The organism is Flavobacterium sp. WC2430, assembly GCF_040822075.1.
Classification (GTDB): Bacteria; Bacteroidota; Bacteroidia; order Flavobacteriales; family Flavobacteriaceae; genus Flavobacterium.
In genome coordinates this window covers 1,511,528-1,527,214 of the sequence record NZ_CP162007.1, presented here as the reverse complement: position 1 = coordinate 1,527,214, position 15,687 = coordinate 1,511,528, and the positions used below count along the sequence as shown (strand labels likewise).

Sequence of the window (15,687 nt, the reverse complement as noted above, 5' to 3'; positions counted from 1 at the left end):
TCTTAAAGATTAAGCGTTTCCTTTTGCTTTTTTGATAACCGCTTCAGATATATTTGAAGGCGTTTCTGCGTAGTGTGAAAATTCCATTGTTGAAGTTGCACGACCTGAAGATAAAGTTCTTAATGTAGTAACATATCCAAACATCTCAGATAAAGGTACATCCGCTTTAATTGTTTTCGCACCTGCTCTATCACCCATGTCATTAACCTGTCCTCTACGACGATTGATATCACCTACGATATCCCCCATGTTTTCTTCTGGTGTAATAACTTCCATTTTCATGATAGGCTCAAGAATTACAGCTCCAGCAGCCTTAGCCACTTCTCTGTATCCCATTCTGGCAGCTAACTCAAAAGAAAGCGCATCAGAATCCACAGGGTGAAAAGATCCATCCAAAAGAGTTACTTTCAAACTATCTACTTGGTATCCTGCTAAAGGACCAGTTTTCATAGCTTCTCTGAAACCTTTTTCAACAGATGGTATATATTCTTTAGGAACGTTACCACCTTTTACAGCATTAATAAACTGCAAACCAACAGGAGTTTTACCATCCACTTCATCAGCAGGCTCTAATCTAAATACGATATCACCGAATTTACCACGACCTCCAGATTGTTTCTTATATGTCTCTCTGTGTTGAGCTTCTCTTGTAAAAGCTTCTTTATATTCAACTTGAGGCTCACCTTGGTTCACTTCAACTTTGAATTCACGACGCATTCTATCAACAAGGATATCTAAGTGAAGCTCACCCATACCCGAGATAATAGTTTGTCCTGAAGCTTCATCAGTTCTAACAGTAAATGTTGGATCTTCTTCAGCTAATTTAGCTAAAGCCATACCCATTTTATCAACGTCAGCTTTAGTTTTAGGTTCAATTGCAATACCAATTACTGGCGCAGGGAATTTCATTGACTCAAGAATAATTGGGTTTTTTTCATCACACAATGTATCTCCAGTTTTAATATCTTTAAATCCTACTGCCGCTCCAATATCACCCGCTTCGATATAATCGATTGGATTTTGCTTGTTAGCATGCATTTGATATATACGCGAGATTCTTTCTTTATTTCCTGAACGTGTGTTCAAAACATAAGAACCTGCATCTAAACGTCCTGAATAAGCACGGAAAAAAGCCAAACGACCTACGAATGGGTCAGTAGCAATTTTAAAAGCTAAAGCAGCAAATGGCTCTTTAACATCTGGCTTACGCAAAATTTTAGTTTGATCTTCTTCTAACAATTCAGCGTCGTCAGGATGAATCCCTTCGATACCGTCTTTATCCATTGGAGAAGGTAAATATTTACAAACAGCATCCAACATAAATTGAACACCTTTGTTTTTAAAAGAAGAACCAGCAATCATTGGAATGATAGCCATGTCCATTACAGCTGCTCTTAATGCAATGTTGATTTCTTCCTCAGTAATAGAGTTTTCATCTTCCATGAATTTCTCAAGCAAATTCTCATCATAATCAGCTACTGCTTCAATAAGAATTGATCTGTATTCTTTCACTTCTTCAAGCATATCTTCAGGAATAGGCACAATATCGTACGTTGCTCCTAAACCTTCTTCATGCCAAACAATAGCTTGGTTTTTCACTAAATCCACAACACCTTTGAAATCATTTTCTTCACCAATTGGCAAAGTGATTGCAACTGCATTAGATTTTAACATATCTCTTACTTGTTGACATACCATCAAAAAGTTAGATCCTTGTCTGTCCATTTTATTAACAAACCCAATGCGTGGTACTCTATATTGATCAGCTAATCTCCAGTTAGTTTCCGATTGAGGCTCTACACCATCAACAGCACTAAATAAGAAAACTAAACCATCAAGAACACGTAAAGAACGGTTTACTTCAACTGTAAAGTCAACGTGTCCCGGGGTATCGATAATATTAAAGTGATACGGCAATGTTTCTGGTAACGGCTTACCTTGTGTAGTTGGAAAATTCCACTCACAAGTTGTCGCTGCAGAAGTAATTGTAATACCTCTTTCTTGCTCCTGAGCCATCCAGTCCATTGTAGCAGCACCATCATGTACTTCACCAATTTTGTGTGATTTCCCAGTATAAAAAAGAATACGCTCTGTTGTTGTTGTTTTACCAGCATCAATATGAGCAGCAATTCCAATATTTCTTGTATATTTTAAATCTCTAGCCATTTCTTATGAATTAAAATCTAAAGTGAGAGAACGCTTTGTTAGCCTCTGCCATTTTGTGAGTATCCATTCTTTTCTTAACAGCAGCACCTTCTTCTTTAGCCGCAGCTAAACATTCTGATGCCAATCTTTGAGCCATAGATTTTTCATTTCTTCTTCTAGAATAAAGTATTAACCACTTCATTGCCATAGAGATTTTTCTATCCGGTCTAATTTGCATTGGAATTTGAAATGTAGCTCCACCTACTCTACGACTACGTACTTCTACGTGAGGCATAACATTAGTTAAAGCATCTTTCCATATTTCTAATGATGGTTTTTCTGCATCTTGCTTTTTCGATTCTATAATGTCAATTGCATCATAAAAAACTTTAAAAGCTGTTGATTTTTTACCGTCCCACATTAAGTTGTTCACAAAACGCGTTACCAATTGGTCGTTAAACCTTGGATCTGGTAAAAGTGGTCTTTTCTTTGCCGCTCTTTTTCTCATGTCTTTTTTTTAATAAAATACTATACTTGTATAGACATAATAAATTACGCCATTACAAGAACATTACTTTAAATTACTTTTTTGCTTCTTTTGGGCGTTTAGCTCCGTACTTAGATCTTCTTTGCGTTCTTCCTGCTACTCCTGACGTATCAAGTGCACCACGAACGATGTGATATCTAACTCCTGGTAAATCTTTTACCCTTCCACCCCTAACTAATACTATCGAGTGCTCTTGTAAATTGTGTCCTTCACCAGGGATGTAGGCATTTACTTCATTACCATTTGTCAAACGTACACGCGCTACTTTACGCATTGCAGAGTTTGGTTTTTTTGGTGTTGTAGTGTAAACACGCGTACAAACCCCTCTTCTTTGAGGACAAGAATCTAAAGCAACCGATTTACTCTTCTTAGTTATCTGAGTTCTTCCTGTTCTTACTAATTGTTGAATTGTTGGCATAATTAATACTAAAAATTTATTATGTATATTTAATTCCCGCTTTTTACGGGGTTGCAAATGTATAAATTATTTTTTACTCTACAAACGTTAATCCATTAATTTTCAATAAGATTATTTTCCTTAATGAATTACATTTTAAACTTTAGATATTTATATTACTTTTATCAAAATTAATTTTCAATTGAAGCACCTACAAACCTATCTATTACTAATACTCCTAAGCTTAAATTGTCAAGCTCAGAAATTTCAATTAAAAATATCAGGAAACTCTTCATTAGAAACAAAAAAAATTGACTCCCTTACCTATTCGACCATACATATCAATACAAAATCAATAGAAAACGAGACAAACCTTGTTTTGGAGAAACTTTCAAAAAAAGGATACACCGAAAGTAGATTAATTAAATTGACGAAGACTAACGACACCTCCTATGTTGCGAATTTAAAAATAGGAGACAAAATAAAATACATACATATATATATAGGTATAAATTCAAAATACAAAAAACTCAATTTATTCGACCAAAAGAAGGACAGCTTAATAATGCCCTATTCAGAAATAGAATATTTTTTAAATGAAACCCTACATAAATTAGAACTAAGAGGTTACGCATTCACGAAATTAAAACTAAGAAATATTACAAAAAAAAACGACATCCTTTTTGCAGAATTAGACTTTGAAACAGAAAATCAGAGAAAAATAGATAAAATCGTCATTAAACAAGCAAACAACAACATTGATGATTATTTTCCAAAAGGATACCTTACCCAAATAAATCACAAATACAAGGACAAAACATACAATCAAAAAACAGTAACCTTAATTAATAACGATTTTGAAAACTTAGGGTTCGCAACCCAAATAAAATATCCAGAAATACTGTTCACAAAAGACAGCACCAAAATCTACATTTATCTCAACAAACGAAAGACAAACAATTTTGACGGATTTATAGGTTTTAACAATAACGCCCAAAATAAAATAGTACTTAACGGATACCTTGATTTAAAACTAGAAAACCTATTATTAACCGGAGAACAATTTACATTATATTGGAAAAGCGATGAAAAAAAACAAAAAAATTTCAAAACTAGCCTAGAGATTCCTTATATATTAAATAGCCCAATAGGACTACGGGCGCAATTAGATATTTTCAAACAAGACAGTATATATCAAAATACAAAAACAGCAATCGACATTGGATATTATTCAAATTACAAAACTCGTTTCTACCTAGGATACCAATCGACCACTTCAAGCGACATCCAAAATACAAATACCAATTTCATAAGTGATTATAAGAACTCTTTTATCACAACAAACATAGAATACAGTCATTACAATTACAACAACACTCTATTTCCATCAAAAACTACATTAATATTAAAACTAGGGACAGGAAAACGCGAAACAAATTTCAAAGACAAAAACACCCCAACAAATAAACAAGCGTTCATAAATCTAAACATTCAACATCTATTTAGCATAAATGAAAAAAATTTTATCAACATTAAAAATGAAAGTTATTACTTAAAAAGTGCTTCATACAATATCAATGAACTATATCGATATGGAGGAATAAATTCAATACGTGGATTTAAAGAAAACAGCCTGCAAGCAAATATAATGTCAGCTTTACTAACAGAGTATCGCTATTTAATTACACCACAGTTATACATACATAGCATACTAGACTACAGCATTTTAAAAGACCCTTTTAACACTGAAAAGAATAACAAAACAACAAAAATACTAGGAACAGGTTTAGGAATTGGAGCTCTAACAAAAGGCGGGCTCATAAAATTATCAATTGCAAACGGTAGTAGAAAAAACGAAGAATTCAAATTTTATAACACAATCATTCACATAAGTTATAATGTTAAATTTTGAATGCGTGCATAAAAAAGGTTTTCAATTATTAGGAAAGTTAACAATTTATTAAGAGTTTTGTCACACTAATTCAAAATATTTAAAAATGAAACTAAAGTTCAATGGAATCTTAGTACTACTAGTAGTACTTATGGCGCAACTAACTTTTGCGCAAGAGAGAGCTGTGACGGGTGTTGTTTCTGACAATACAGGTATGCCTTTACCAGGTGTAAGTGTATTAGTTAAAGGAACTAAAAACGGAGCACAAACTGATTTTGATGGTAAATATACTATCAAAGCATCATCAAGTCAAATCTTGATATTTAGCTACATTGGGATGAAAACCCAAGAATTAAAAGCTACATCATCAACTGTTAATGTCAAGTTAGAAAGCACTGCTATGGAGCTTGAAGGCGTTGTTGTAACTGCTTTAGGAATCAAAAGAGAGAAAAAATCTTTAGGTTATGCAACACAAGAGATTAAAGCTGAAGATTTAACAGCAGGAGCTGGAAGTGGAAATTTCATCAATGAACTTTCAGGTAAAGTAGCTGGTGTAAACATCAAAAGAAACAACAACTTTGGAGGTTCTTCAAGTATTGTATCTAGAGGGGTTAAGAGTTTAACTGGTAATAATGAAATGTTAATTGTAATAGACGGAATGCCTATTAACAACTCAAACATTAACTCAAATACTGCAAGTCAAACTACTGGAGCTGGTAACACTTATGACTACGGTAATGCTGCTATGGATATCAATCCTGAAGACATTGAAAGCGTAAACATATTAAAAGGAGCAGCAGCTTCTGCTTTATATGGTTACTTAGGAGGAAATGGAGTAGTAATGATTACTACCAAAAAAGGTAGAACAAAAAAAGGATTAGGTGTTACAGTATCATCTGAATTTGTTGCTGGAACTATTGACAAATCAACATTTGTTAAATACCAAGACAAATACGGTGCTGGTTACGGACCTTATTATGAAGATGCTTCTGGATATTTCTTATCAAGAGATATTGATGGTGACGGTGTTGAAGACTTAGTTGTACCAACTTCTGAAGATGCATCTTACGGAGCGGCTTTCAACCCTAACTTACTAGTATACAATTGGAATGCATTTACTCCATGGTCTGATAGCTACCAAAAAGCTACTCCTTGGGTAGCTGCAAAAAATGATCCTACTACATTTTTTCAAACAGCAACTTCTTTTAACAACTCTGTATCGTTAGAAGACGGAAATGACACTACAAATTTTGTGTTGAATTTTACTAATTCAAAACAGACTGGTATTTTACCAAATAGTGATATGAAAAAAAATAGTATGAGCGTTAAAGTAAACCACATATTTTCAGATAAATTATCTGTTAGTGCGTTTGCTAATTACAACACTCAAGGTACTGTAGGTAGAAATTCAACAGGATATAATGAAAACATTATGTCTAACTTCCGTCAATGGTGGCAAACAAACGTTGATGTTCAAGAATTGAAACAAGTTTACGAAAGATCTGGTGGACAAAACATCAACTGGAATTATTCTGATCCTTCAGATTTAACACAAATCTATTGGGATAATCCATATTTCATTAGAAATAAAAACTTCCAATCAGATGAAAGAAACAGATTCTTAGGTTACGGTAAATTAGACTATAAACTAACAGACTGGTTAACTGCTACAGGTAAAATATCTACTGATTCATACAGTGAATTACGTGAAGAAAGAAGAGCTTTCGGATCTATTGCAGGTGATTTTGGTATTAACAGATTAGCAGAAACTTCTGGGTATCAAAAATACATGAGAAACTTCTCTGAACAAAATTATGACTTTATCTTGACTTTCAAAAAAGACATCTCAGAAGACATTAGCTTCAACGGAGTTGCCGGAGGTACATCAAGAAAAACTAGAGTTATTTCTACATTGAACTCAACTCAAGGTGGACTTATTGTTCCAGATCTTTTTAGTTTATCTAATTCTGTTGCTGGTGTTCCATTTCCAGTAGAATCTGAAGTAAACCAAGGAATCAATAGTTACTACGCATCAACATCTTTTGGATATAAAGACTTTGCATTTTTAGATGCGACTGTAAGAAGAGATGCTTTCTCTACTTTACCACAAAACGAAAATGCGATTAATACGTATTCAGCATCTGGATCATATGTTTTCACAAATCACGTTAACCAACCATGGTTAAGTTTTGGTAAAATTAGAGCTGGATATTCTGAATCTCCACTTGGTACACCAAATCAATCATTAGTAGATACTTATATCAAAAATGACCCATTTGGAACAAATCAACAATATTCAGTTGCTTCTACAAAAAACAACCCTAACTTAAAAGCTGTAAAAACAAACACTCAAGAAATTGGTTTGGAAATGCAATTTTTAAACAGAAGAATTGGTTTTGAAGTAAGTGCATACAAAAACGTAAATGATGGAGAGGCAATTTCAGTTCCTTATTCTACATCTACAGGAAACAGTGCTAGATATATCAATGCAGCAACTGTAGAAAATAAAGGTATTGAGGTTCAATTTAACGTTACACCATTTAAATCAAAAAACTTCCAATGGGATGTATTTGTAAACTGGTCTAAAAACGAAAATAAAGTAACTAAATTAGTTGACGGAATTGAAAACCTTAGATTAAGTTCATTTGGTCAAGGTGTAACTCTTAATGCTGCTGTAGGTGAAGCTTATGGTGTGCTTAGAGGTACAGACTTTACTTACTTGAATGGTGAAAAAGTTGTAGGTGCTAACGGTAGATACGTTGTAAATGCATCAGCTAACAATGTAATCGGAGATGTTAATCCTGATTGGATTGGTGGGGTTCGTAATAAATTTACTTACAAAAACTTATCTCTTGGATTCTTAATAGACATGAAACAAGGTGGAGACATCTTCTCTCTTGATCAAGCTTATGGCTTAGCTACTGGATTATATGACGTAACTGCAGGTAACAATGAACTAGGAAATCCTATTAGAAATACTATCGCAAATGGTGGTGGTGTAATTTTACCAGGTGTACAAGCTGACGGAACTGCAAATACAGTAAGAACTCCTTCTCCTGACCAATATGGAAACGTATCAGGATATAGAAGAGCTCCTAACAAAGCGTTTGTTTACGATGCATCATTTGTTAAATTAAGAGAAGTTAACATTACTTATAGCTTACCTACTACTATTGTTAAGAGAATGAATCTTCAAGAAATGAAATTTAGCATTGTAGGTTCAAACTTATGGATAATAAGCAAAAACCTTCCTTATGCTGACCCAGAAAGTGGATTAAGTGCAAACTCAAACTCTGCAGGATATTCAATCGGTTCATTGCCATCAACTAGAAATATTGGTTGTAACGTAACATTTAAATTTTAAATTATGAAAAAGATATTTTTATTAATCTCATTTATAGCCTTAACGGTATCATGTACTGATGATATTACAGGATTAAATGCAGATACAAAGAACCCAACTACAACAAAACCAGAGTTTTTATTCACAAATGCTCAGAAAGGTTTAGTTGACCAGATGGTTAATGCATCAGTTAACAGAAATGTTTTCAGATTGTTTACACAATATTGGGCAGAAACGACTTATCCAGATGAAAGTCAATACAACTTGACTACAAGACCTATTCCAGATACTCATTTTACAATTCTTTATAGAGATGTATTAAGAGATTTAAAAGAGTCAAAAACTTTATTGGACAAACAAGTAACTGCAGGACCAACTGAAGCAGCTATTTTAGCAAACAAAAAAGCAATTGTTGACATCATGTCAGCATATACTTTTAGTGTTTTAGTGGACACATTTGGAGATGTACCTTACACAGAAGCTTTAGATATTGAAGGACATCCTCTACCTAAGTATGATGATGCTCAAACAATATACAAAGACATCATCAGTAGACTTACTGCGGATGTATCTTCATTAAGTTCTTCAGATTCTAGTTTTGGATCTGCTGATTTAATTTACGGTGGAGATGCTGCTAAATGGAAAAAATTTGCAAACTCTCTTAGATTAAGACTTGCTGTTAACATGCATGATGTTGATGCTGCTTATGCTAGTGCTCAAATTACTGCTGCAGTAAACGCAGGAGTAATGACAAGTAACTCTGACAATGCTGATCTAGTTTATTTAGGAGCAGAACCTAATGCAAATCCATTATATGTGGATATCGTTGCAAGTGGAAGAAAAGATTTTGTAATTGCAGATACATTTGCTGACAAATTAAATGCACTTGCTGACCCAAGAAGAGCTAAATACTTTACTGTAGCACCTGGTACAGCAATTTATAAAGGTGGTATCTATGGTACATCTAACAGCTACACTAACTTTTCACATATTAATGATGATATTTTAGATCCTACTTTTGCAGGAACAATATTTGATTATACTGAAACTGAATTCTTACTAGCTGAATCAGCTGCAAGAGGAGTAGCAGTTGGAGGTACAGCAGCAACACATTACACAACTGCAATTACAGCTTCAATGGAAAGCTGGGGTGTTGCAACTGCTGATGTTGCTACTTACCTAGCTCAACCATCAGTAGTATATAATGCTGCAAACTGGAAAAAAAGTATTGGAGAACAAGCATGGATAGGTTTATACAACAGAGGATTTGAATCTTGGATCTCTTACAGAAGATTAGATTTCCCAGTTTTATTAGCACCAGCTGCTGCATACAATGACCTTAAATCTGTACCAACAAGATATAAATATCCTGCTGCAGAACAAACGGTAAATCAAACAAACGTAAGTGCTGCTTCAGCTCTTATTAGTGGTGGTGATTTATTAACTACTAAAGTATTTTGGGATAAATTCTAATTATTTCATCACTTGAATAATATTAAAACCATCAGCGAAAGCTGGTGGTTTTTTTTTATATATTTGCACCATGGAAAAAGAACATCAAATATTTGGAATAAGAGCAATAATTGAAGCCATACAAGCTGGTGCAACTGTTGATAAAGTATATATACAAAAGGAAGCGAGTAGCGAACTAATGAAGGACTTAATGAAAGTGATGAAGCGTGGCAACATAAACTTCTCCTACGTTCCAGTAGAAAAACTAAATAGACTAACACCTAACAATCATCAAGGTGCAGTAGCTACAATCTCCCCTATCTCCTTTTTTGATTTAGAAACATTAATTAATACGGTTGTAGAAAATGGAAAAACCCCATTATTCTTAATCCTAGATCAAATTTCTGACGCACGTAATTTTGGTGCAATAATTAGGACTGCAGAATGTACTGGAGTTAATGGAATTATTGTTCAAAAAGCAGGATCAGCTCCTGTCAATGGAGATACTGTTAAAACATCAGCTGGTGCAGTGTTTAACATCCCGATTTGTAAAGTAGAACATATTAAAGACGCTATTTTCCTTTTGCAAGCGAGTGGAATAAAAACGGTTGCAGCAACTGAAAAAACAGATCAAAACATTTATGACATTTCATTAAACGAACCTGTAGCAATTATAATGGGATCTGAAGACCGTGGTGTAAACCCATCAGTTTTAAAGATAGTAGATGAAAAAGCAAAACTTCCTATGTTTGGGACTATAGGCTCCTTAAATGTATCAGTAGCTTGTGGTGCTTTTTTATATGAAGCCGTTAGACAAAGAAGTTAAATCCCTTATCCCTATTCTCACATCAATCAAAATACAAGAATAAATAAAAATGAATCAAAACTCTAGTTTTGATTCATTTTTTTCGTTTTCAACGATATCGTAATTAACAGAAAGATTTGAGGAATAATACGATTGAATTTCATCTTCTATTTCTCCTTCTATTTCTGGCACTGGTAAATTCACAAAAATTCCATTTTCATCAAACCGTTGCATAAACTTATCTTGGGTAGCATCAAAATCTGGTTTTTCCCAATCGTATTTTATTACTTTTTCATACTCTGGCGTTTTTAGAAAAATAGCCAATAAGAAACCCGTGATCAAACCTCCTAAATGACCTTCCCAAGAAATAGTTTCATCTACTTTAGGGAATACATACCAAATCATTCCTCCGTAAAACATAATGACCGAAAGAGACAATGAAACTAACCTATAGTATTTTGTCAAAATTCCTTTTAAGAAGATAAAACTAACTAAAACATAAATAAGCCCACTTGCTCCGATATGATAATTTTCTCTACCAATAATCCAAGTTATTAATCCTGATAAAAGTATGCCCAACACAATAACATAAAGTGATTGCTTGGAATAAAAAAACTGAAGTGCAGCCAACAAAATTAATAACGGAATTGAATTACTATAAAGATGATCAATATTGGAATGAATGAACGGACTAAATAAAATCCCTTGTAATCCAGAAAATGTCCTTGGAAAAATGCCGTTTTCAACAAAATCAAAATCATATCGAATCTCCAACCAATAAATAAACCAAAGGAAAAGCACAAAAAAAAGGGGTAGCGCTATAACTGAATTTGAATATTTAAAATCTTTTTCCATTTATAAAATTTTATTATAAAGTATATCACAAAAATACATCCAAAATTATACAAATGCTATTTTGTCATAGTTTAGAAAATAAATACATTTTGAAAACCAAATGATTTTAGCCCAGATAGAAACGGCATCCTTTTATGTAGTAGCGAGGCACGAGCAAACGGAATAAAAGATATAGTGGATAGCTGGAAAAAGCTTCAAAAAAAAATAGTAATTTTACAAAATGGAAGCACCATTAGCAGAACGAATTCGTCCACAAAAATTAGAAGACTATATTAGTCAGTCTCATCTAGTAGGGCCAAGTGGCTCCTTAACGCAACAAATAGCAAAAGGAATTATCCCTTCACTCCTACTTTGGGGACCTCCAGGAACGGGTAAAACCACATTAGCGCAAATAATAGCACAAGAATCCAAACGCCCCTTTTACATCTTAAGTGCAATCAACTCTGGTGTAAAGGACATACGAGATGTAATAGAAAAAGCGAAGCAAAGTGGCGGACTTTTTACCGCTAAAAATCCAATTCTGTTCATTGATGAAATCCATCGGTTTAGCAAATCACAACAAGACTCTTTATTAGCTGCAGTTGAAAAAGGATGGATTACCCTTATAGGTGCAACAACAGAAAATCCAAGTTTTGAAGTAATTCCCGCACTATTATCACGCTGCCAAGTATACATTTTGAATGCTTTTACAAAGGGCGATTTAGAAGCATTACTACAACGTGCCTTAAAGACGGATTCATTTTTAGCCACAAAAGACATCACTTTAAAAGAAACAGAGGCTTTATTGCGTCTTTCTGGAGGCGATGGACGTAAGCTATTGAATATTTTTGAACTTGTCGTAAATGCATCCGCTGAAGACAAAATTATAATCACTAACGAAAGGGTATTCGAACTTGTGCAACAAAAGACCGTTTTGTATGACAAAAGCGGCGAACAACATTACGATATAGTTTCTGCTTTTATAAAATCGATAAGAGGAAGCGATCCAAACGGAGCTGTTTATTGGCTAGCAAGAATGATTGAAGGTGGTGAAGATGTGAAATTTATAGCGCGAAGAATGTTAATTCTTTCTAGTGAAGATATAGGAAATGCAAATCCAACTGCTTTTATTATGGCTAATAATACTTTCCAGGCTGTAGCGACAATAGGCTATCCTGAGAGTAGAATTATTTTAAGTCAATGTGCCATTTATTTAGCAACTTCACCCAAAAGCAATGCTTCTTATTTAGCTATTGGAACTGCACAACAATTAGTGAAGCAAACCGGAGACTTATCAGTTCCTATACATTTGCGAAATGCTCCTACAAAATTAATGAAAGAGTTGGGTTATGGAGAAGATTACAAATATTCTCACGATTATGCCGATAATTTTGCAGAGCAAGAGTTTCTACCCCAAGAGCTAAGCAACAAAGCAATCTATGTTCCTGGAAACAATTCAAGAGAAAATACGACTCGGGAATTCTTAAAAAACCGATGGAAAAACAAATACGGTTATTAAATAAAAAAGCAGATTATCCCAAGAGAATAATCTGCTTTTTTTATTCAAACAGTTACGACTAAAACTTAACTGCTATTTTTTCTGAAAATAATTTGTCTTTTTTATAATATTCAAAATACCATTGCCCGTCTTTAGAAACTAACACGCCATTGTTGGAATCTTTTTCAGCAATAAAACAACTAGCATTAGAGGTTTTATAAACTTTCATTACCACTTTTGGAGTGGTATCGACTAATTGAAACCCATTAACAACAGGTTGTGCATATAAAAACCCTGTATCTTCAATTAATTCTTTTTTAGGAACAGGAACTAATTTCTCCTCCACCTTTATAACTTCTTTCACAGTTACTATATCCGAATTAGCACTAATAGTATTTACTTTACTTTCTACTATTTTATTAGAACCAACATACTTATAATTCAATGCGTAAACTGACATAAATGCCTTGTTTAAGGCTTCAGTATAGGCTAGTTGATAATCTTTTTCTTTACTCACTCCTGTCTCTGATTGGTAAATAATTTTACCATAACAATCTTTAAAAACCACATGCATTTTTGTAGTCAGAAATGACTTTTCTTTAATAACGTCAAATGACATTAAGTCACATCGTTGAATATTATCGCTAGGTAAAGGTTCATTATCATAGAAAGCTTCAAAGCCCGCTTTATTAAGGTTAAACTTTGATAATGTCGCTAAACGATATTGGTTTTCACTTTTCAAAAAATCAAATTTTAAAGGGATGATTACATATTTATAATTTGTCATCGACTGAGAAAATCCCAAAAAAGAAACTAACATAACCAGTAAAAGCAATACTTTTTTCATAATTTATAAATAATTTTTAATTTCTAATAAATGATTAATTTGTTTTATATGCTTTTCAACTGGAAAAACAGCTTCACTAAAAAAAATAGCATCCAATCCACTATCTAACGCTCCTTGAACATCAGCATCTAAGGAATCCCCAATCATAATACTATGTTCTTTTTTGGCTTTGGCCAAATCTAATGCATATTCAAAAATAATGGGATTTGGTTTCTTCACTCCTGCCATTTCAGAATTAGTAACCGTATCAAAGTAATTCGTTAATTTTGAATTACTGATTTTTCGATACTGAACATCTGCAAAACCATTCGTAATAATATGAAGGTTGTACTTTTCATTTAAATAATCTAAAATTTCAAATGTTCCATCAAAAAGGTGATTATTATCCGGTAAATATTCAATATATTCATCAGCTATAATATCAATTTCTTTATCTGAAATAGTATAATTCAATGCATCAAATGATTGCTTTAATCTATTGTAACGCAATTCCTGATGCGTTATTTTATCATATTGATAGAGTTTCCAACAAGCCTGATTAATAGGTACATATTTCTCAATAAACGATTTTATGGCAACAGTTGGGTGATTTCTATTAAATATGTTCTCAAAAGTAATTTCAGAATTCTTATCAAAATCCCAAAGCGTATGATCTAAATCAAAAAACACATCTTTTATATTATCTATTTTCATTTTATTCTTTTATTTTTTAAAATATTCCTTCGTCTACAAAACTAAAATAACTTGTTTCAGTAACAATTAAATGATCTAAAACTATGATCTCAAGACTAACACCCGCTAACTTCAATTTCTTGGTTATTTGCTTGTCAGCATCACTAGGAATTAACGTTCCCGAAGGATGATTGTGACATAAAATTAAACCAGTTGCTCCCAGTTCCAATGCGTTTTTAAAAACCAGCCTCACATCCACCAAAGTTCCAGTTATCCCACCTTTACTCAATTGTGCTTTTGAAATCACTTTATTCGAATTATTTAAATAAACAATCCAAAATTCCTCATGTGGCAATTCTCCTATTATAGGCTGCATTAATTCAAAAATCGCTTTACTAGAAGTTATTTTTACTAACTCTAACGCATCTTCAGTTCTTCTTCGTCGCCCTAATTCAAGAGCTGCAATAATAGAAATGGCCTTTGCCTCTCCTATTCCTTTAAATGTTATCAATTGTGAAATAGACAATTTCCCTAACGCATTCAAGTTGTTATTTACACTCTTTAAAATACGCTTGCTTAACTCCACCGCCGATTCGTTTCTACTACCAGAACCAATTAAAATAGCAATCAACTCTGCATCGCTTAATGCGCTTTTGCCTTTCAGCATCAACTTTTCACGAGGTTTGTCGTCTTCAGACCAATGGGTAATCGGAAAATTATTTTGCTCCACATTTAAAGATTTAAATTGATACAAATACTTATGAATTCTCTTTTAAACCCACATTTACAGTGGAATTTAAATGCTTTTTTTCATACAAATACTATTTCCCAAACCTTCATAAGGTGGGTAATTATCTATAATAAAATAACCTGCCCTTTGATACATCCCAATAGCCGCTTCTTGTTTATACAAGGTTTCCAAAACCGAAAAAGAAAAACCCAACTCCTTTGCCCAAGATTCTAATTCCTGTAACATTCTTTGTGCCAATCTTTTCCCACGTATTTCAGGAGAAACAAACATACGTTTTATTTCGATTGTATTTTTATCATATTTCTTGAAGCAAGAACAGGCAACTGCCACATCATCATTATAAACGATTACTACATTCCGATTTAATTCAATAATGTTGTTGCCCCAATAATTGGATTTCAACTCTGGATAGGTTTCCCACAAACTCTTGTCTAAATCTCCTACCAATGAAATAAAATCTTTATTTTCACTAGTCGTTTTTATAATTTTAATTTGATCTTCCATT

Annotated in this window: 13 protein-coding genes; 5 read left to right on the top strand and 8 right to left on the bottom strand. The window is 33.3% G+C overall.

Annotated features, from left to right (window positions below):
- Positions 1-9: 9 nt before the first annotated feature.
- The 3 genes from fusA to rpsL all read right to left on the bottom strand — a co-directional run bounded on the left by fusA (position 10) and on the right by rpsL (position 3,110).
- Positions 10-2,166 carry an elongation factor G gene (gene fusA / locus AB3G36_RS06560; RefSeq protein ID WP_367757192.1) on the bottom strand — a complete coding sequence of 719 codons (2,157 nt, stop codon included), beginning with the start codon at positions 2,164-2,166 and terminating at the stop codon, positions 10-12.
- Between the two features lie 10 nt (positions 2,167-2,176).
- Positions 2,177-2,653, bottom strand: coding sequence for a 30S ribosomal protein S7 (gene rpsG, locus AB3G36_RS06555; RefSeq protein ID WP_035668130.1), 477 nt, complete (start codon positions 2,651-2,653; stop codon positions 2,177-2,179).
- A gap of 73 nt (positions 2,654-2,726) precedes the next feature.
- The gene (gene rpsL / locus AB3G36_RS06550; protein WP_007136570.1) at positions 2,727-3,110 is read right to left on the bottom strand and encodes a 30S ribosomal protein S12; all 384 of its coding nucleotides are present in this window, start codon (positions 3,108-3,110) and stop codon (positions 2,727-2,729) included.
- 181 nt (positions 3,111-3,291) lie between these two features.
- Here rpsL and AB3G36_RS06545 point away from each other — a divergent pair, with 181 nt between their 5' ends.
- The 4 genes from AB3G36_RS06545 (at position 3,292) to rlmB (ending at position 10,601) form a co-directional block, all read left to right on the top strand.
- Positions 3,292-5,001, top strand: a complete 1,710-nt coding sequence (locus AB3G36_RS06545; RefSeq protein WP_367757185.1) for a hypothetical protein — start codon at positions 3,292-3,294, stop codon at positions 4,999-5,001.
- Positions 5,002-5,086: 85 nt separating this feature from the next.
- A complete protein-coding gene (locus tag AB3G36_RS06540; protein ID WP_367757183.1) occupies positions 5,087-8,344 on the top strand; it encodes a SusC/RagA family TonB-linked outer membrane protein in 3,258 nt (1,085 codons plus the stop codon).
- A gap of 3 nt (positions 8,345-8,347) precedes the next feature.
- Positions 8,348-9,796, top strand: coding sequence for a SusD/RagB family nutrient-binding outer membrane lipoprotein (locus AB3G36_RS06535; protein ID WP_367757181.1), 1,449 nt, complete (start codon positions 8,348-8,350; stop codon positions 9,794-9,796).
- A gap of 70 nt (positions 9,797-9,866) precedes the next feature.
- On the top strand, positions 9,867-10,601 hold the full coding sequence (gene rlmB, locus AB3G36_RS06530; RefSeq protein ID WP_187017200.1) for a 23S rRNA (guanosine(2251)-2'-O)-methyltransferase RlmB: 735 nt from the start codon (positions 9,867-9,869) through the stop codon (positions 10,599-10,601).
- Positions 10,602-10,655: 54 nt separating this feature from the next.
- On the opposite strand, the gene AB3G36_RS06525 is transcribed toward rlmB, so the two are convergent.
- Positions 10,656-11,435: a rhomboid family intramembrane serine protease gene (locus tag AB3G36_RS06525; protein WP_367757179.1), complete on the bottom strand. Its 780-nt coding sequence runs from the start codon at positions 11,433-11,435 to the stop codon at positions 10,656-10,658.
- A gap of 220 nt (positions 11,436-11,655) precedes the next feature.
- On the opposite strand from AB3G36_RS06525, the gene AB3G36_RS06520 reads away from it, so the two are divergent.
- Entirely contained in the window at positions 11,656-12,933 is a 1,278-nt protein-coding gene (locus AB3G36_RS06520) for a replication-associated recombination protein A (RefSeq protein ID WP_367757177.1), read from the top strand.
- A 58-nt stretch (positions 12,934-12,991) separates the two neighbouring features.
- Here the strand turns inward: AB3G36_RS06520 and AB3G36_RS06515 are convergent, their stop codons facing one another.
- The 4 genes from AB3G36_RS06515 to AB3G36_RS06500 form a co-directional block, all read right to left on the bottom strand.
- A complete protein-coding gene (locus tag AB3G36_RS06515) occupies positions 12,992-13,759 on the bottom strand; it encodes a hypothetical protein (protein ID WP_367757176.1) in 768 nt (255 codons plus the stop codon).
- A 3-nt stretch (positions 13,760-13,762) separates the two neighbouring features.
- Positions 13,763-14,452, bottom strand: a complete 690-nt coding sequence (locus AB3G36_RS06510) for a YjjG family noncanonical pyrimidine nucleotidase (RefSeq protein WP_367757174.1) — start codon at positions 14,450-14,452, stop codon at positions 13,763-13,765.
- A 16-nt stretch (positions 14,453-14,468) separates the two neighbouring features.
- Complete coding sequence (radC, locus tag AB3G36_RS06505) at positions 14,469-15,161, bottom strand: DNA repair protein RadC (RefSeq protein WP_367757172.1); 693 nt, start codon at positions 15,159-15,161, stop codon at positions 14,469-14,471.
- Positions 15,162-15,227: 66 nt separating this feature from the next.
- Positions 15,228-15,686 (bottom strand): GNAT family N-acetyltransferase, encoded by a 459-nt coding sequence (locus tag AB3G36_RS06500; protein WP_367757170.1) that lies wholly within the window; start codon positions 15,684-15,686, stop codon positions 15,228-15,230.
- Position 15,687 lies beyond the last annotated feature (1 nt).